Source organism: Martinezella tropici (assembly GCF_008370325.1).
GTDB lineage: Bacteria > Pseudomonadota > Alphaproteobacteria > Rhizobiales > Rhizobiaceae > Rhizobium > Rhizobium tropici_B.
The window spans coordinates 225403-243033 of record NZ_VNIP01000001.1 but is presented as its reverse complement, the minus strand read 5'-3'; the positions used below and the strand labels follow the sequence as shown (position 1 = coordinate 243033).

The window sequence follows — 17631 nt, the reverse complement described above, 5'->3', positions numbered from 1 at the left end:
CCGCAATCCCGCTCTCATTCACAGCTTAGCGTTGCCTAAAAGACGCACTGTGGAAATAGTCGCATTAACGTCAAATTTAACATGAACATTTATTGCTATTGCTCATCTCACTGACTAACACAGCCGCGCGTCTCAGGCTTGAACAATGAACCGGTCCGCGGCGCGCTTCACACTTCTGCGGAAAGGCATTTTTCGATGGGCAAGTCTATCGCGCTTTTGTTTGCGTGCGCGGCATTGGTGATTCTCGCCGGCTCTTTCGTAGCCCGCGGCAGCATCGCCTCGGTAAAGGGCGAATGTGCGCCGACCTACGGCGTCGACCCCTGCACCACGGGCTCTATCGACACGTCCTCCTCGAACTGATCGGGCACGAAAAAGGCCGGTTCTCACCGGCCTTTGCGTTCTTCGGTATCTTGGTGTCAGGCGAGCGCCTCAGCCGATCGTATAAAGACCGATCAGGCCGAGCACGCCGATGATGATGCGCCACCATGCGAAAGGCGCGTAGCCGCGACGCGAGACGAAATCGAGCAGCGCGCGCACCACGAACAGCGCGGAAATGAAGGCGGTAAAGAAGCCGACGACGATCAGCAGCCCTTGATCCATGCTCAGATCGTGACGGCTCTTCCAGAGATCGAGCGCAAAGGCACCCGCCATAGTGGGCATGGCCAGGAAGAAGGAAAATTCGGCGGCGGAGCGCTTGTCGGCGCCGAGCAGCAGCGCGCCGACGATCGTTGAGCCGGAGCGCGAGGTTCCCGGGATCATGGCCAGGCACTGGAAGAAGCCGATCTTGATGGCCATCGGCCAGGAGAATTCATAGGCGCTGGTGTATTTCGGCTTGAACTCGATCTTGTCAATGACAAGCAGGACGATACCGCCGAGGATCAGCGAGATACAGATCACGACCGGGGTTTGGAACAGCACGGTCTTGATGAAGTCATGCGCGAGAGCGCCGATGACGGCGGCCGGCAGGAAGCCGAACAGGACGGCCAGAACGAAGTGGCGTGCCTTGACGCTGACGGGTAGTGCCTTGGCGATCTGAACGAGCCGATTGAAATAGACGAGCAGGATGGCGAGAATCGCACCGAGCTGGATCAAAACGTCGAAAGTAGCGGCTTCCTTGAAGCCGAGAAAATGTCCGAGCAATATCAAATGGCCCGTCGAGGAGACCGGAATGAACTCCGTAAGCCCCTCCACAAGGCCCAAAACCAGCGCGATAATAATTTGTTCAGCCATATCGTGTCCTTTGTCAAACGGCCGGGCGGCCCGATTCGCTTGTGCAAACTAGGCCAAGATCCTATAGCTTCAACCGATGACAAATGACTAGGGCCGCAGAATAGCGACCAAAACTCCGTAGCATCAATCAGAAACACCCGAGTACCAATGCCGACGCTGTATCACCACCCGATGTCATCCTCCTCACGGTTCGTTCGTCTGATCCTGACCGAATACGGTTATCAGACGGAACTGATAGAGGAGCAGACCTGGGAAAAGCGACGCGATTTCCTGGCGCTCAATCCCGCCGGCACCCTGCCCGTCTACGTCGATGACAGCATGCGGGCACTCTGTGGCGCGACCGTGATTTCCGAGTATCTCGACGAGACGCATGGGGTGCTGAAGCGGGATCGCCGGCTGCTGGCCGAAGATCCGTTCCAGCGCGCTGAGATTCGCCGGCTGACCGAATGGTTCATGCAGAAGATGGAGCAGGACGTCACCCGCCCGCTGACGCGCGAGCGTGTGTTCAAGCTACAGATGACCGCCGAGCAGGGCGGCGGGGCACCCGATTCCAAGGTGATGCGCATGGCGCGCGGCAATATCCGCCAGCACATGAAATATCTGTCCTGGCTTGCGGGCTCACGGCAGTGGCTCGCGGGCGAGCGGCTGAGCTATGCCGATCTTGCCGCCGCCGCCTCGGTTTCCGTGCTAGACTATTTGGGCGAAATCGACTGGACGGAATCGCCTGTCGCCAAGGAATGGTATCAGCGGCTGAAATCGCGACCGTCCTTCCGTCCGATCCTGGCGGAGCGCGTGCGCGGTGTCACCCCGGTTTCGCACTACGCCGATCTGGATTTCTAGAGCGTTTTTTCCCGCAGTTCCGGACGAAAAACCGCTAACACACTTTCATCCTGGAATTGCTATGACGAGGGCTCGATATGCCCGCTAATCGCGAAACGGAAAAAGCGGACAAGCGCCGAAGCACATTGACTGCTTTCCTGCGGGAGGAAGCGCGCGCCCAAGGATTCGATCTCTGTCGCATCACAAGGCCGGATGCCATTCCGGAGGCGGCTGTCCGGCTGGGGCAATTCCTCGACAAGGGCCATCACGGCACCATGGGCTGGATGGAGGAGACGCGCGAAAGGCGCGGCGATCCGCGCGCACTTTGGAGCGAGACGCGTTCCATCGTCGTCTTCGGCCTCAACTATGGGCCCGATGAGGATCCGCGCGGCATCCTGGAGAAAAAGGACAAGGCTGCGATCTCCGTCTACGCGCAAAATCGTGACTATCATGACATCATCAAGGGGCGGCTGAAGGAAATCGCTACCCGCTTTGCCGCGCGCTCGAAGGAGGACGTCAAGGTTTTCGTCGATACCGCGCCCGTCATGGAGAAACCACTGGCGGCTACGGCCGGCCTCGGCTGGCAGGGCAAGCACACCAATCTCGTCAGCCGCGCCTTCGGCTCCTGGCTGTTCCTCGGCTCGATGTTCACCACGGCCGATCTCGAGCCGGATCAGCCCGAGATCGACCATTGCGGCTCCTGCCGGGCCTGTCTCGACGTCTGTCCAACCGCCGCCTTTCCCGCGCCCTACCAGCTCGATGCGCGCCGCTGCATCTCCTATCTGACCATCGAGCACAAGGGGCCGATCGATCCGCAGCTTCGGCCATTGATCGGCAACCGCATCTATGGCTGCGACGACTGTCTTGCCGCCTGTCCCTGGAACAAGTTCGCAAGCGCCGCCTCGGAAATGAAGCTGGTGGCGCGGGAGGATCTAAAGGAACCGTCGATCGCCTTTCTGCTTGATCTGGACGACGCTGCCTTTCGCACATTCTTCAGCGGCTCGCCGGTCAAACGCATCGGCCGGGATCGGTTCATCCGCAATGTGCTCATCGCGGCCGGCAATTCAGGCGAACGCTCCTTTATAGAGAGATGTCGTCAATTGGCTGCGGATCCCTCGCCCGTCGTGCGCGGCATGGCCGTCTGGGCACTGTCGCGGCTGATGGCGGCTGGCGAGTTCCGTGCATTTGCGGCAGAAAGAGATGACGAGGCGGACGAAGAGGTTCGCGCGGAATGGACATTGGCGGGAGCTCTATGATGCATGTGATGATTTTCGGCTGCGGCTATTCGGGAACGGCCATCGCCAAGGCTTTCGCCGGCGCGGGCGTTCGCATCACGGGCACGACGCGCTCGGCCGACAAGGCCGAGCTGCTGACGAAGGAAGGCATCGAGGCCTTCGTTTTCGACGGCGAGACGCTCGATCCCGCTTTGGCCGAGGCGATGACTACTGCGACGCATCTGGTGCAGTCGATCGCGCCTGGAAAGTCCGGCGATCCGCTGCTGCGGCTGGCGCAGCTCAATCTCAAGGCGCTGATGCCGAAGCTGGAATGGATCTGCTATCTCTCGACCGTCGGCGTCTATGGCGACCACAAGGGCGCCTGGGTCACTGAACAGACCTCTCTGCATCCGATCGCGGATCGTTCGGTCGAGCGCGTCGAGGCGGAAGACGGCTGGCTGCGCGTCGGCATCAGGCTCGATCTTCCCGTTGCCGTGCTCAGGCTTTCCGGCATCTATGGCCCCGGCCGCAATGCCTTCTGCAATCTGGAAAAGGGCACGGCGCGACGGCTGATCAAGGCGAACCAGGTGTTCAACCGTATCCGCGTCGAGGATATCGGCGCCTGCGCCCACTTCCTGTCCGAGCACAAGCTCGGCGGCATATATAATGTCACCGACGACGAACCCGCGCCGCCGCAAGATGTGATCGCCGAGGCCGCCCGGCTCATGGCTGTCGAGCCGCCGCCGGAACAGGCTTTCGAGACAGCCGAGCTGACGCCGATGGCGCGCTCCTTCTATGGCGAGAACAAGCGCGTCTCGAACAAGAAGCTGCGTTCACTCGGCTTTGCCTTCCGTTATCCGGAATACCGCATGTCGCTTACCGAGCTCTGGTCGTCCGGACGGTGGCGCGGTTAAAGGACTATCTTCCCGCAGCGAAAAATCGCATGAAAATTCCTACTTAGCCGGCTGGCCTAGTTCAATTTACTCCGCATTTAAGGTTAACGACCTCTAAAATTGCACAAATGCGGCAGCGATTATGGCAAAGTCGGAAAATTATTTTTTCAATTTTCGTGATCCCTCGCAATGTGGCGAGTTCACAGGAAAATTTATTCCATTTTTAACTGATTTTATTAGGTTTTTTCCACGATCAAGCAAAGCCATTGATTAGTCACAGTATTTGCCTAAAATCACAAATGTTACATCTTGTAACATTCCGTGATCGAAAGTGGCACTTTTTCGCCATTTTTGGCCTGATTTAAGCCCGCCGCCTACCCAGGGCGCAAGTTCAATAACTTGAGGGAAAAATCGGTTTGAAGAAAATTGCACGTTCTTTGGCAATCGCCGCAACTATATCCGCCTCCATTGCAGTCATTTCGACACCGGCATCTGCATCGACTGGATGCGGAGGCGCTTCCTGGTACGGAGGAAGCTCCAAAACTGCTTCCGGGGAACGTATGAGTTCCGGAAATCTTACTGCAGCCCATCGCTCGCTCGCCTTCGGCACGCGCCTGCGGGTCACCAACAAGCATAACGGCCGCAGCGTCGTCGTTCGCATCAATGACCGCGGACCCTTCATTCGCGGACGCGTTCTCGATCTCTCGCGTGCCGCAGCACAGAATATCGGCATGGTTGCCTCCGGTACCGCCAAGGTCTGTTACGACGTCGTCGCCTCGAAGTAATCGCTCGATCAAGCCGGATCCATCAGGCATTTCGGCGCGACGCTTGCTCTCTCCGTCAATCGCGGCTACGACGCGGTTGGGACGTCTCAATAATCCGCCGCCACGTGCAGTCTTCGTGCGGATTGCTGAGGCGTCGGCTATTTTGATAGGGCGCAACGCTTCCCGGTAAATTCCGCTGAGTTCGGGACGGTGCGCAAGCAGGAGAGTGTGAATGCGTCTGGGCGGCCGATTGCAGGGGGCCATCGAAGTTCTTGCCGATATCGAAGCGCGCAAGCGACCGGTGGCCGACGCCCTGAAGGATTGGGGCCTTGCCCATCGCTTCGCCGGTTCCGGCGACAGGGCCGCGATCGGCAACATCGTCTACGACGCCCTGCGCATGCGGCTTTCCCATGCCTGGCTGATGGGTGACGACAGCCCCTCAGCGCTTGCACATGCCGTACTCTTTCGCCAATGGGGCCTGACGCCCGAGGCGCTGACCGCCGAACTCGACGGCGATAAATTCGCCCCCGAAGCGCCGAGCGCCGAAACCCTGGCTGCCTTTGCGACCCGCAAGCTCGAAGACGCGCCGCTTCACATCCAGGGCGATATTCCTGAATGGGTCGAGCCTTCATTCCAGCACGCCTTCGGCGACAGCTGGCTTTCCGAGGCGAAGGCTCTTTCCGAACGCCCCACGCTCGATCTTCGCGCCAACACCCTGAAGGCAGACCGCGCCAAGGTCGTAAAGGCGCTGGAACGCGCAGGCGCGCAAGCATCGAAGATTGCCCGTTTCGGCATCCGCATTCCCGCCGGCGAAGGCGCATCGCGCCTGCCGAACGTTACTGCCGAGCTTTCCTTCCAGAAGGGTTGGTTCGAGGTGCAGGATGAGGGCTCGCAGATCGTCGCCGACCTCGTCCTGCCCGAGGAAGGCGACCAGGTGCTCGACTATTGCGCAGGCGGCGGCGGCAAGACGCTCGCCATGTCGGCCGCAATGCACAACAAGGGCCAGGTCCATGCCTATGACACCGATCGCCGACGGCTGGCACCGATCATCGAGCGGCTGAAGCGGGCCGGAACCCGCAATGTCCAGGTCCATGACGAACGCAATGCCTTGCTAGCGCTGCGTGGCAAGTTCGACAAGGTTCTCGTCGATGCGCCCTGCACCGGTACGGGCACCTGGCGACGTCGGCCCGACACGAAATGGCGGCTGACGCAGAAGAACCTCGACGAGCGCACCAGCCAGCAGCAGGAAGCTCTCGCCCAGGCCGGCGAATTCGTCCGCCCCGGCGGCTCACTGCTCTATGTCACCTGCTCGGTTCTGCCTGAGGAGAACGAGGCGCAGGTCAACCGTTTCGCCAGCCTCAATCCGGATTTCGAGGTCGTCGAGACCTTGAGCTCCTGGGAAAAGCTGTTCGGCAAAGACATGCCGCGGCCCCATTCTTCCGACGGCCGGACCATCACGCTGACGCCGGCCTCCACCGATACGGACGGCTTCTTCTTCTGCCGCCTGCAGCGGAAGGGATGAGGCTCAATCCATCCGCCCGCGACAGACGGCAGGCGGATGCCTCTTTTTCTTAACAATCCATTCCATTCGTAAGGCCGACATCCCTAGGATTCGGCCTTAAAACCATTCTAAACTAGAGCGTTTGACACAAGTTTATTTTTCATACATGACACAAAATGCCAAGTTTTTGGACGGTGCCCCCGCCGTCACCAGGAGAGGAACATGAAATTTAAGATCAATTTTGGCGCCGTGCTTGCGGTGGCCGTTGCTACATCTGCCGCGTCCGGCCTGCCCGCCCTTGCTGCTGCCCCTGAACCGGCTGCCGTTCTCAAGCATTACGCAGAGCTTGCCCATGCCAAATATCAGGACTCGCTGACGACCGCGAAGGCGCTCGACAAGGCGATCGATGCCTTGCTTGCTAACCCGAGCGACAAGACGCTGAAGGCGGCGCGCGCGGCCTGGGTCAAGGCTCGCGTTCCCTATGCGCAGTCGGAAGTCTATCGCTTCGGCAACCCGACCGTCGACGACTGGGAAGGCAAAGTGAATTCCTGGCCGCTGGACGAAGGCCTGATCGACTATGTCGACGCCTCCTACGGCACGGAAAGCGACGAGAACGCGCTCTATGTCGCCAATGTCATCGCCAACAAGACGATCAAGATCAACGGCAAGGATGTCGACGCATCGCATCTGACGCCGGAATTCCTGTCGGGCACGCTGCATCAGGCCGGCGGTGTCGAGGCGAACGTCGCGACAGGCTACCATGCCATCGAGTTCCTGCTGTGGGGCCAGGACCTGCATGGCACCGGAGCGGGCGCCGGCGAGCGCCCGGCAACCGATTACGATCTGAAGAATTGCACGCACGGCAATTGCGACCGCCGCGCCGAATACCTGAAATCCGCCTCGACGCTGCTCGTTGCCGACCTGCAGGACATGACGGACAAGTGGGTGCCGGAAGGCGAAGCCACCAAGCATCTTGAAGCCGATCCGAAAGCTGGCCTGACCGCCATCCTGACCGGCATGGGCTCGCTCTCCTACGGCGAACTTGCCGGCGAGCGCATGAAGCTCGGCCTACTGCTGCACGATCCGGAAGAGGAGCAGGATTGCTTCTCTGACAATACCTATAACGAGCACAATGGCGACGCGATCGGCGTCGCGTCTGCCTATACCGGCACCTATACCCGCGTTGACGGCACCAAGATGAAGGGTCCGTCTCTGCGCGATCTGGTCAAGGCCAAGGATCCGGCACTCGACAAGGAAATGGAAGGCAAGCTCGACACGACGCTTGCAGCCATGAAGGCGCTGGTGCATCGCGGCGAGACGGTCGAGAAATACGATCAGATGATCGGCGAAGGCAACAAAGAGGGCAACGCGACGGTTCAAAAGGCCATCGACGGCCTGCTCGACCAGACGAAGAGCATTCAGCGTGTCATCGCCACACTCGACCTTGGCACGATCAAGCTTGAAGGTTCGGACAGCCTGGACAATCCTAACGCCGTCTTCAAGAAGTAATAGGGATGGTGGCAGCGCGACACGGCGCTGCCACCCCGACACTCATGACAAGCATCCCGGCCAACCGCGCCCTGCTGCCCGCCCTCGCTGCGGGTTTTTTGGTTTTTTCGATCACGCTGGCCGCCGCCGGCATTCTCGATTTTCCGGCTGTTCGTACCGATCTTGCGCCCGAACAACTGAAGCGGGTGCGCGACGTCACCCGCGCGACTACGGATTTCTCCAAGGCCGAGCCCTATGAAGCGATGCAGGGCGGCGCGCTGACCTCGATCGATCCCGTCAATCGCGATATCTTCTCGCAGCCCTCGGCCAATCTGAGTTCGGAGCGCGGACAGGATTTCCATCTCGGCAACGCCCTCTTCCGCAAGCTCTGGGTTTCGGCCCCCTCTTCGACACAGGCCTCCGATGGGCTCGGACCGCTGTTTAATGCCCGCTCCTGCCAGAGCTGCCATATCCGTGACGGCCGCGGCCATGGGCCCGATGCCGCCGGAACGGCAGCGACCTCGATGGTCCTGCGTCTGGCACGGACCGCCGTCACGCCGGAAGAGGAGCAAGCGATCAGGGATTTCCGCGCGCTGAATTTTCCGGACCCCACCTACGGGGCGCAGCTGCAAGATCTCGCCGTGCCCGGGCTCGCCGCCGAAGGCAAGGTGACAGTCAGCTACAGCGAGGAGACGGTGGCGCTTGCGGGCGGCGAGACGGTGACGTTGCGCAAGCCGACATACGGCGTGAGCGACCTTGCCTACGGGCCGCTCACCCCCACGACGACGATTTCGCCGCGCATCGCGCCGCCGATGATCGGCCTCGGCCTGATCGAGGCCATTGCGGATGCCGACATCCTTGCCAATGCCGACCCCGACGACAAAAGCCGCGGCGGCATTCGCGGTCGCCCAGCCATCGTCCGCGACCATCGCACGGGTGAAATCGCGCTCGGCCGTTTCGGCTGGAAGGCGCAGAACGCCACCGTGCGCGACCAGGTGGCTGATGCCTTCTCGGCCGATATCGGCATTTCGACGCCGGATCGGCCGAATCCCTATGGCGATTGCACGCCTAAGGAACCGCGTTGCCTCGCCATGCCGAACGGCATCCAGAAGCGGCTGGGCGATACGGAAGCGCCGGATCCGGTCCTTCCTCTCGTCACCTTCTATTCCGAAAATCTCGCCGTGCCGGCCCGCCGCAAGGCGAGCTTTCCCGATGTGCTGCACGGCAAGGAGCTATTCTACCGCTCCGGCTGTGCAGCCTGTCACACGCCGAAATTCGTGACCCGCGACAACCTCAAGGGCAGCGATGGCAAGGATTCCCCGCAGGCCTTCCAGCTGATCTGGCCCTATTCCGATTTCCTGCTGCATGACATGGGCGAAGGCCTTTCGGATGGGCAGCAGGTGGGCGTGGCATCCGGTCGCGATTGGCGCACGCCGCCGCTCTGGGGTATAGGCCTGACACAGACGGTGAGCGGCCGGCAGGCTTACCTGCATGATGGCCGCGCCGGCACGCTGACCGAAGCCATCCTCTGGCACGGAGGAGAGGCGGAAAAAGCCCGCAATGCATTCGCCGGTCTTTCGAAAGACGATCGGCAAGCCCTCGTCAACTTTCTGGAGTCCCTTTGATGCGCCATTGGAAACGCCCGAAGCATTTCCGCTCTGAACGGAGTCACGGAAATGCTCCGTCCCATTGTTCTCACGCAATTCCGGACGCAAAACCGTTGCGCACTTTTGCTGGAATTGCTCTGGCCGCCAGTCTTCTGCTTAACGTCACGGCCCTGCCTGCCCATGCCGGGGACGCGGCGACCACCGGCGCCGGATTGAACGAAGCGGCGGTACCGGCCACGCTAGAGAAGGCGGTGGACGACGTCATCCGCCCGGGCTATCGCGCCATGCATGACTCGGCCTCGAAGCTGACGGCGGCGATGAATGCGCTTTGCGCCGACCCTACGGACACGACGCTTTCCGGCGCCAAATCGGCCTTCGGCGATACCGTGAAGAGCTGGTCGCGCATCGAAATCGTCGATACCGGTCCGATCATCGAGAAGAACCGCTTCGAACACATCCTCTTTTATCCGGACCGCAAGGGCGTTGGCCTCAAGCAGGTGCAGGCGCTGATCGCCAAGGCGGACGAGCAGGACACCACCGTCGAGGCCGTCGCCGGCAAGAGCGTGGCGCTCATGAGCATGACGGCGCTCGAATATGTGCTCTTCGGCAATGGTTCGGACGTTCTCGTCAAGGACAAGCAGAGCTTCCGCTGCCGTTATGGCGCGGCCGTTGCCGGCAATATCGAAAACACGGCCAAGGAAATCGCCGACGAATGGGATGCGCCCGACGGCGTGCAGAAATCCTGGAAGTTTCCGGGCAAGACCAGTGACGATTTCATGGACAACAAGGAGGCCGTGACGGCATTGCTGGGTATCCTCGTGCATGGAGCCGCCAATGTCCGCGACCAGCGGCTGGAAACCTTCTACAAGGGCGATTTGGCAACGGCGCGGCCGAAGATGGCGATCTACTGGCGCTCGGCCAACACCTGGACCTCCTTTACCGGCAATATCGAAGGCTTGAAGACGCTCTGGGAAAAGGCCGACATGGCAAGCCTGCTGCCACCAGACAAGCGCACTGCCGCCACGAAGATCGACGGCCTCCTGAACGAGCTTGCGACGACGGCGACGACGATCAATCCGGATATCGAGGCGGCCATCGGCAACGATGCGGAGCGCGCCAAGATCGACAAGCTGCTTTCCGTCAGCCGCGACCTCGCCACCAGTTTCAGCGACGAGTATGGCGGCGCCATCGGGCTTTCTGCCGGCTTCTCCTTCGCAGACGGGGATTAGAACATGATGCCGAAAAGTGTTTGCGGTTTTCGGGCGACATCATGTTCTACTTCTTCGATTTTAGAGCGGATGATTTCAGGTCGAACAGACCTAAAATCATCCGGCTCTGGGCGCATGCGCAGCGGCCTTATCGATCGGAGAGCTTTCGTCAAGGCGGCGGGGCTGACCTTCCTCGCGTCGCTCAAGCCCGATGCCCTGATGGCGCTGGAACGGGCGGATGCGGTCTATGCCTCCGGCATCCGTGCCGCGGACGGCTCCTTTGCCGTGGCGACCGTGACCGAACAGGGGCGTATCGTCGATCAGGTCGCCCTGCCGGCCCGCGCCCACGGCATGGCTTTTTCCAAGGCCACCGGCAAGACTGTCGCCTTCGCGCGGCGTCCCGGCACCTATGCAATGATCTTCGATCCCTGGAACAAGGCCGAGACGATCGTCATTGCCGCCAAAGAGGGCCGGCATTTCTACGGACACGGCACGTTTTCGCCCGATGGCAAGCTGCTCTATGCCAGCGAGAACGATTTCGACAACAATCGCGGCATTATCGGGCTCTATGACAGCAGCAACCGTTTTGCCCGCGTCGGCGAATACGAGACCTATGGCGTCGGACCGCACGACATGACGGTTTCGGACGACGGGCGGTTCCTGATCGTTGCCAATGGCGGCATCGAAACCCATCCGGATTTCGGCCGCACCAAGCTCAATCTCGACCATATGGAGCCGTCGCTGACGCTGATCGATGCCGCCAACGGCCGGCTGATCGAGAAACATGTCCTGCCGCCGCAATATGCCCAGGTCTCGACCCGGCATGTCGATATCGACGCCAGCGGCCGGGTCTGGTTTGCCTGCCAGTATGAGGGCCACCGCAACGACCTGCCGCCGCTTGTCGGCCATTTCGCGAGGGGCGAGGACCTGACCTTCGTCATCCTGCCCGACGAGACGACCCGGGCGCTTGGCAATTACGTCGGCGCTATCGCCGTCAATCGCGCCGAAAACCTCGTGGGCGTGACTTCACCGGTCGAAGGGACCTCAGTGACGCTGGATGCGAAAACAGGCAAGGTGCTGAAGGTGGAGAGTATCACCGATGCGGCCGGCATCGCGCCGGCCCGCCATGGCTTTGCCGTTACCTCCTATGGCGGCGATTTCCTCGGCGAGCACAGCGATGTGGCCTGGGACCAGCACATCGTGCGTATCACCCGCGACTGATCGTTGACTGAACTGCCCAGAGCAATTCCAGGAAAAGTGCGAAGCGGTTTTCCGTCCGGAATTGCGTAAAAACAACAGGATAGAGCGTTTTCGCGCTTCGGAGAAAAGCGGAAAGGCTCTAAGCGAGCTTGCTGGCCTCGATGAAACGCCGTCGCCGCAGTCAGAATATGCGCCCGCATGCGGCCGCGACGCTATTTCCCCGTCTTCTTCCGCGATGGCCTGCATGATGGCTTCATGCTGCGGATACGGTCGGACAACAACTCGCGATCTTCAGCCGCGTCACCCAGCCCATCCATCGCTCCCAGCCCTTCGAGAGCAATCAAGGCTTGTATGCAAAAACATCTCCCCTCATTGCTTCTGCATACAGATGATCAATCACGCAACCGTTACGCATCCAATTATTGACTAAAAATGCTATTTAGAATACAAAAGCAGTCACCAGCCTCGCTTTTGCATACATAAAGCAAGCTCGACGCTGAACCGGAATACAGGATCTCGCATATTTGACCCGCGCTTTCGGTCATATGCCGCTCCGAGATATACAAGATTTCAGAAGCTACACCGTTCCGATAGTCGGCGCGGACGGCTTTCTGGTGCCCGTTTATCCTCAACACCTAAGGATCACGATCATGATGATGACCAGACGGAATTTCTCGACCGCCATTGTTGCCGGCGCCGCCGCTTCCCTCATTTCCACGCGCGCCATGGCCGCCGGCACCTCGGCTGCGGCCTCCGGCGCGGCCAAGTCCGCGCCATTGAAGGCTCGCAACGTCGTCCTAGCACATGGGCTTTTCGCGGACGGCTCCTGCTGGACCGAGGTCATCGCCCGGCTGCAGGCCAAGGGGCTCAGCTGCACGGCGGTGCAGAACCCGTTGACGACGCTTCCTGAAGCAGTCGCATCAGTGCAGCGTGTTCTCGATCGCCAGGACGGCCCGACCGTCCTTGTCGGACATTCCTTCTCCGGCATGCTCGTCACCGAAGCAGGCGTGCATCCGAAGGTTTCCGCGCTCGTCTATGTCGCAGCCCGCGCACCGGATGCCGGCGAAGATTATACGGCGCTTGCCAAAACATATCCGACACCGCCGGCCTCGGCCGGCATCGTCTTCGATGGCGATGAAGGGCGACTGACCGAGGAAGCTTTCCTGCGCGACTTCGCCGGCGACCTGCCCAAGGCCAAGGCAGAGGTGCTTTACGCCGTGCAGGAGCCTTTCCAGAAGGCTTTGCTGACGGGCAAGACCACCCAGGCCGCCTGGCGCAGCAAGCCAAGCTGGTATGCCGTTTCCACCGAAGACAGGACCATCAATCCGGATCTGGAACGCTTCATGGCCAAGCGCATGGGTGCCAAGACCATCGAAGTAAAGGCCAGCCATCTCTCATTGATCTCGCATCCCGATACGATCGCCCATCTGATTTTGGAAGCCGCCGGGCATTGATCGATCTGTTGGCCGGCTAGCCCTTCCAGGCAAATTCGGCTTGTTCCGCGCTGACTGCCGCCGTGGCCGCCTTGGCTGCCGCGCGGAGCCAATCCGAACCTCGAGCATCGAGATCTGCAAGAACGCCTGGGATGAGCGAAGCATCGTTGGCGTGGCAATTGGCGATCTCAAAGCCCATGAGATCCAGCATCTCGGGCGACAGCAGCACCTGTGCATCGCCGTCGACTTCGATCTTGCGGCTGTTGGGCGACAGGCGGCGCACCAGCAAGGTTCCCGTGACCTGATAACGCGGATCGGGCGAGCGCGCCCGTCCGCCAGCGATGACCCCCGTGCGGATCTTCTTGTCCGATGGATCATGCTTCAGCGACCAGCCGGATTGAAGTAAGGCCTTGACCTCACGCAATACCGGCCCGCCGCGCCATTCGACATAGGCGACGAAGCGCGGGCGGCCCAGGCTGCCGGTGCCGGCCAGACGCGGCTTCGGCTCGAATGCTGTCTCCGGATCCGGCAATGCCTTGTGCAGCGCCTTGAGATAGCGGTCCGCCACGGGATCGGTCGCCGTCGGCAGATTGCGATATTTTTCCCAGAAAGCCTTACGCTCGGCATTCGGCAGCAGCACGGCATTGCGCAGCCATTTGTAATCGCGCTCGAGAATGACGGGAGACGGCTGCCGCAAGCCGCGGCGATAGCCGGCCAGAATGCTGTCAGCAACGACGCGCGGCGTCGGCCCGTCTTCGCCGCGCGCCAGGATCGCGCTCACCGCAAGGCGCACGAGGTCAAGCGCATAGGGCATGACGGCCGCCTCGTCGAAATCATTGGCACCCCAGACGAGCCTTCCCTCGTCATCGCGCCAGGTGCCGAAATTTTCGAGATGCGTATCGCCGATTGCCAATAGCTGCGGGGCATTCCTGAGGTCGGGGCAAATGTCGAGGATCGTCTCGGCCCAGCGCCAATAGGTTCCCCGCAGGAAAGAGAAGCTATCGCCCTTCATCAGCTTGTGCTTCTTCGCCAGCCCCGCTTCCACCAGATCAGCGCCGAGCTGCGCCCGCATCCAGGTTTCATAGGCCGTTACCGATTGCAGGATCGTCGTCATCTTCGCCCTCGCCGTCAGCGTCTCAGTTTCGGATAGCATGGCGAGCCGATCGTGGAAATTCGATGTCGGCGCGGCAGGCCGGGACGCCTCCGCTTTTCCACCGGATAACCCTTGTCCAAACGGCCTCTCCGTGCCAATTTCGCACCCGCGAAAAGGGGACGGCATGACAGGGCCAGATGAGACCGGGAGCAGCGGCGATTTTCGGAGCCGCATCCGAACGAGCTTCGAGCGGCAAGCGGCGATGGCGACGATCGGCGCGGAGTTGACGCGCGTCGAGCACGGCACGGTGGAGATCGAGCTGCCGTTCGATGTGAAGCTGACGCAGCAGCACGGCATCCTGCACGCCGGCATCATCGCTGCGGCACTGGATTCTGCCTGTGGCTTTGCCGCCTACAGCGTCATCGACCCTTCCGCATCCATCCTTACCATCGAATTCAAGGTCAACCTGATGTCGCCCGGGCGCGGCGAGCGCTTCTTGTTTCGCGGCGATGTCACCAAGCCCGGCACGACGATCATCGTCGCCGACGGCCGCGGCTATGCCATCGGCGACGGACCGGCCAAGCTCATTGCCTCGATGACGGGAACGATGATGGTTATCCGGGGCAGAGAGGGAATTAGCGGATGAAATTCGAACTGAAGCGCGTTTCAGGCAAATCGATCCTGTTCGTCATGGCGGCCGAGGCCGAATATGGCCCCTTCCTGCGTTCGCGCATCGATCCGCTGATGACGGGCGTCGGCCCGGTCGAGGCGGCCATCGCGCTCACCCGCGCCTTTGCGCAGCTCGAGGCGCAGGGAGATCTGCCCGATCTCGTGGTTTCACTCGGTTCGGCCGGCTCCGCCAAGCTGGAACAAGCGGAAGTCTATCAGGTTACCTCGGTTTCCTACCGCGACATGGATGCTTCGCCGCTCGGCTTCGAGAAAGGCCGCACGCCCTTTCTCGACCTCCCCGCGACGATCGAGCTGCCGTTGCGCATCCCGACCATTGCCGAAGGCAGCCTTTCGACGGGAGCCAATATCGTCTCCGGTACGGATGCCTATCAGCGCATCGGCACCGACATGGTCGATATGGAAACCTTCGCGGTGCTGCGCGCTTGCCAGATCTACGGCCTGCCGCTGATCGGCCTTCGGGGCATTTCCGATGGCCAGGTCGACCTGCAGCGCATTTCCGACTGGACGGAGTACCTGCATGTGATCGACCGCAAACTGTCCTATGCCGTCGATGGCCTGTTTACGGCGCTGGAAGACGGCGTATTCTGGTTCTAAAAGGCCTGAGACGACGAGAATTAAGGACAATCGGGACAATAAAATCGGCAGCGGCATGATTTGCCCGATTGCCAGGGAAAGCGCTTTTCATTAAAGGCTCGCCATGACCCAGACAGCACATCCAGACACCGTTCTCATCGTCGATTTTGGCAGCCAGGTGACGCAGCTCATCGCACGGCGTGTGCGCGAAGCGGGCGTCTATTGCGAAATCGTTCCCTTCCAATCCGCCGAAGCCGGCTTCAAGCGGCTGCAGCCGAAAGCCGTGATCCTGTCAGGCAGCCCGGCCTCGACCGTGGATGAAGGCTCGCCGCGAGCGCCGCAGATCATCTTCGACAGCGGCATTCCGGTCTTCGGCATCTGCTACGGCCAGCAGACCATGTGCATGCAGCTCGGCGGCAAGGTCGAGAGCGGACATCACCGCGAATTCGGCCGCGCCTTTCTGGAAGTCGACAAGGATTGCGCCCTCTTCGAAGGCCTGTGGTCGAACGGTTCGCGCCATCAGGTGTGGATGAGCCATGGCGACCGTGTCACCGCGCTGCCCGAAGGCTTCGAAGTGGTCGCCACCTCTTCGAATGCGCCTTACGCCTTCATCGCCGATGAGAAGCGCAAATATTACGGCGTGCAGTTCCACCCCGAAGTGGTGCATACGCCCGATGGCGCCAAGCTGATCGGCAACTTCATCCATAACATCGCCGGCCTCAAGGGCGACTGGTCGATGTCGGCCTATCGCGCCAAGGCGGTGCAGGCGATCCGCGATCAGGTCGGTGACAAGCGCGTCATCTGCGCGCTCTCCGGTGGCGTCGATTCCTCCGTCGCCGCGCTGCTGATCCACGAGGCGGTCGGCGATCAGCTGACCTGCATCCTCGTCGACCACGGCCTGATGCGCAAGGACGAGGCGGCGGGTGTCGTCGCCATGTTCCGTGAGCACTACAATCTGCATCTGATCCATGTCGATGCTTCCGACCGTTTCATCGGCGAGCTGGAGGGTGTTTCCGATCCCGAGACCAAGCGCAAGATCATCGGCCGCCTCTTCATCGAGACCTTCGAGGAAGAGGCCAAGAAGCTCGGCGGCGCCGATTTCCTTGGCCAGGGCACGCTCTATCCCGATGTCATCGAGAGCGTTTCCTTCACCGGCGGCCCCTCGGTCACCATCAAATCGCACCATAATGTCGGCGGCCTGCCGGAGCGCATGAAGATGCAGCTCGTCGAGCCGCTGCGCGAACTCTTCAAGGACGAAGTGCGCGCGCTCGGCAAGGAGCTCGGCCTGCCCGATAGCTTCATCGGCCGCCACCCCTTCCCCGGCCCGGGCCTCGCCATCCGCTGCCCCGGCGGCATCACCCGCGAGAAGCTGGAAATCCTGCGCGAAGCCGATGCCATCTATCTCGACGAAATCCGCAAGGCCGGCCTCTACGACGCCATCTGGCAGGCTTTCGCTGTGCTCTTGCCGGTCCAGACCGTCGGCGTCATGGGCGATGGCCGCACCTACGAATTCGTCTGCGCGCTGCGCGCCGTCACCTCCGTCGACGGCATGACGGCGGATTTCTATCACTACGACATGGAATTCCTCGGCCGCGCCGCGACCCGCATCATCAACGAAGTCCGCGGCATCAACCGCGTGGTCTACGACGTCACGTCGAAGCCGCCGGGCACGATCGAGTGGGAGTGAGGGGGAAGGGGCGGCGGCAGCGTAGTTTGGGCGGGATTTTCGCTGCCGTGCTGCTATTCTGTTGACCCTTCGTCACTGGCTCGGAGGCTCTTCCATGTTCTCGGGCGGCTTGCAGAACCGATCTGCGTGCAATCTGCGGAGTATGTAAAGTGCCTTCAATGGGTGGCAAGGCTGTGGCGTAGAATGGCGTGCAAATCGGCGGGTCTGGTTTGCGCCCTCCCTCGGACGAAG

Annotated in this window: 16 protein-coding genes; 14 read left to right on the top strand and 2 right to left on the bottom strand. The window is 61.1% G+C overall.

Features of this window, described 5'->3' with window-relative positions; genetic code table 11:
• Window positions 1-195: 195 nt before the first annotated feature.
• Entirely contained in the window at window positions 196-360 is a 165-nt protein-coding gene (locus FP026_RS30075) for a hypothetical protein (protein WP_168841288.1), read from the top strand.
• Window positions 361-429: 69 nt separating this feature from the next.
• Here the strand turns inward: FP026_RS30075 and FP026_RS01185 are convergent, their stop codons facing one another.
• Window positions 430-1230: an undecaprenyl-diphosphate phosphatase gene (locus tag FP026_RS01185; protein ID WP_149632815.1), complete on the bottom strand. Its 801-nt coding sequence runs from the start codon at window positions 1228-1230 to the stop codon at window positions 430-432.
• Window positions 1231-1377: 147 nt separating this feature from the next.
• On the opposite strand from FP026_RS01185, the gene FP026_RS01180 reads away from it, so the two are divergent.
• From FP026_RS01180 to FP026_RS01135, 10 genes are all read left to right on the top strand, one after another.
• On the top strand, window positions 1378-2070 hold the full coding sequence (locus FP026_RS01180; RefSeq protein ID WP_112343583.1) for a glutathione S-transferase family protein: 693 nt from the start codon (window positions 1378-1380) through the stop codon (window positions 2068-2070).
• A 77-nt stretch (window positions 2071-2147) separates the two neighbouring features.
• On the top strand, window positions 2148-3305 hold the full coding sequence (gene queG / locus FP026_RS01175) for a tRNA epoxyqueuosine(34) reductase QueG (RefSeq protein ID WP_149632814.1): 1158 nt from the start codon (window positions 2148-2150) through the stop codon (window positions 3303-3305).
• Window positions 3305-4177, top strand: coding sequence for an SDR family oxidoreductase (locus FP026_RS01170; RefSeq protein ID WP_149632813.1), 873 nt, complete (start codon window positions 3305-3307; stop codon window positions 4175-4177). The genes queG and FP026_RS01170 overlap by 1 nt, the downstream gene beginning before the upstream one ends.
• A 395-nt stretch (window positions 4178-4572) precedes the next feature.
• Window positions 4573-4941 carry a septal ring lytic transglycosylase RlpA family protein gene (locus FP026_RS01165; RefSeq protein ID WP_149632812.1) on the top strand — a complete coding sequence of 123 codons (369 nt, stop codon included), beginning with the start codon at window positions 4573-4575 and terminating at the stop codon, window positions 4939-4941.
• 211 nt (window positions 4942-5152) lie between these two features.
• Window positions 5153-6442: an RsmB/NOP family class I SAM-dependent RNA methyltransferase gene (locus tag FP026_RS01160; RefSeq protein WP_149632811.1), complete on the top strand. Its 1290-nt coding sequence runs from the start codon at window positions 5153-5155 to the stop codon at window positions 6440-6442.
• A gap of 201 nt (window positions 6443-6643) precedes the next feature.
• Window positions 6644-7930: an imelysin family protein gene (locus FP026_RS01155; protein ID WP_149632810.1), complete on the top strand. Its 1287-nt coding sequence runs from the start codon at window positions 6644-6646 to the stop codon at window positions 7928-7930.
• 44 nt (window positions 7931-7974) lie between these two features.
• Window positions 7975-9534, top strand: a complete 1560-nt coding sequence (locus tag FP026_RS01150) for a di-heme oxidoredictase family protein (protein ID WP_149633138.1) — start codon at window positions 7975-7977, stop codon at window positions 9532-9534.
• 113 nt (window positions 9535-9647) lie between these two features.
• On the top strand, window positions 9648-10745 hold the full coding sequence (locus tag FP026_RS01145) for an imelysin family protein (protein WP_432444078.1): 1098 nt from the start codon (window positions 9648-9650) through the stop codon (window positions 10743-10745).
• 114 nt (window positions 10746-10859) lie between these two features.
• Entirely contained in the window at window positions 10860-11945 is a 1086-nt protein-coding gene (locus tag FP026_RS01140; RefSeq protein WP_149632808.1) for a DUF1513 domain-containing protein, read from the top strand.
• Window positions 11946-12574: 629 nt separating this feature from the next.
• The gene (locus tag FP026_RS01135; RefSeq protein ID WP_149632807.1) at window positions 12575-13378 is read left to right on the top strand and encodes an alpha/beta hydrolase; all 804 of its coding nucleotides are present in this window, start codon (window positions 12575-12577) and stop codon (window positions 13376-13378) included.
• A gap of 16 nt (window positions 13379-13394) precedes the next feature.
• On the opposite strand, the gene FP026_RS01130 is transcribed toward FP026_RS01135, so the two are convergent.
• Window positions 13395-14471: a DUF2252 family protein gene (locus FP026_RS01130; RefSeq protein ID WP_149633137.1), complete on the bottom strand. Its 1077-nt coding sequence runs from the start codon at window positions 14469-14471 to the stop codon at window positions 13395-13397.
• 163 nt (window positions 14472-14634) lie between these two features.
• On the opposite strand from FP026_RS01130, the gene FP026_RS01125 reads away from it, so the two are divergent.
• The 3 genes from FP026_RS01125 to guaA all read left to right on the top strand — a co-directional run bounded on the left by FP026_RS01125 (window position 14635) and on the right by guaA (window position 17400).
• Window positions 14635-15096, top strand: a complete 462-nt coding sequence (locus tag FP026_RS01125) for a PaaI family thioesterase (protein WP_149632806.1) — start codon at window positions 14635-14637, stop codon at window positions 15094-15096.
• Entirely contained in the window at window positions 15093-15734 is a 642-nt protein-coding gene (locus FP026_RS01120; protein WP_149632805.1) for a 5'-methylthioadenosine/S-adenosylhomocysteine nucleosidase, read from the top strand. Before FP026_RS01125 ends, FP026_RS01120 begins: the two co-directional genes overlap by 4 nt.
• Window positions 15735-15837: 103 nt before the next feature.
• Window positions 15838-17400: a glutamine-hydrolyzing GMP synthase gene (gene guaA, locus FP026_RS01115; protein WP_149632804.1), complete on the top strand. Its 1563-nt coding sequence runs from the start codon at window positions 15838-15840 to the stop codon at window positions 17398-17400.
• Window positions 17401-17631 lie beyond the last annotated feature (231 nt).

What these genes read in the sequence shown, in the direction of transcription:
- FP026_RS01170 (WP_149632813.1), top strand. Translation starts at nt 3,305, where the DNA reads ATGCATGTGATGATTTTCGGCTGCGGCTATTCGGGAACGGCCATCGCC.
- FP026_RS01120 (WP_149632805.1), top strand. Translation starts at nt 15,093, where the DNA reads ATGAAATTCGAACTGAAGCGCGTTTCAGGCAAATCGATCCTGTTCGTC.
- FP026_RS30075 (WP_168841288.1), top strand. Translation starts at nt 196, where the DNA reads ATGGGCAAGTCTATCGCGCTTTTGTTTGCGTGCGCGGCATTGGTGATT.
- FP026_RS01150 (WP_149633138.1), top strand. Translation starts at nt 7,975, where the DNA reads ATGACAAGCATCCCGGCCAACCGCGCCCTGCTGCCCGCCCTCGCTGCG.
- queG (WP_149632814.1), top strand. Translation starts at nt 2,148, where the DNA reads ATGCCCGCTAATCGCGAAACGGAAAAAGCGGACAAGCGCCGAAGCACA.
- FP026_RS01155 (WP_149632810.1), top strand. Translation starts at nt 6,644, where the DNA reads ATGAAATTTAAGATCAATTTTGGCGCCGTGCTTGCGGTGGCCGTTGCT.
- FP026_RS01160 (WP_149632811.1), top strand. Translation starts at nt 5,153, where the DNA reads ATGCGTCTGGGCGGCCGATTGCAGGGGGCCATCGAAGTTCTTGCCGAT.
- guaA (WP_149632804.1), top strand. Translation starts at nt 15,838, where the DNA reads ATGACCCAGACAGCACATCCAGACACCGTTCTCATCGTCGATTTTGGC.
- FP026_RS01125 (WP_149632806.1), top strand. Translation starts at nt 14,635, where the DNA reads ATGACAGGGCCAGATGAGACCGGGAGCAGCGGCGATTTTCGGAGCCGC.
- FP026_RS01135 (WP_149632807.1), top strand. Translation starts at nt 12,575, where the DNA reads ATGATGATGACCAGACGGAATTTCTCGACCGCCATTGTTGCCGGCGCC.
- FP026_RS01185 (WP_149632815.1), bottom strand. Translation starts at nt 1,230, where the DNA reads ATGGCTGAACAAATTATTATCGCGCTGGTTTTGGGCCTTGTGGAGGGG.
- FP026_RS01140 (WP_149632808.1), top strand. Translation starts at nt 10,860, where the DNA reads ATGCGCAGCGGCCTTATCGATCGGAGAGCTTTCGTCAAGGCGGCGGGG.
- FP026_RS01130 (WP_149633137.1), bottom strand. Translation starts at nt 14,471, where the DNA reads ATGACGACGATCCTGCAATCGGTAACGGCCTATGAAACCTGGATGCGG.
- FP026_RS01180 (WP_112343583.1), top strand. Translation starts at nt 1,378, where the DNA reads ATGCCGACGCTGTATCACCACCCGATGTCATCCTCCTCACGGTTCGTT.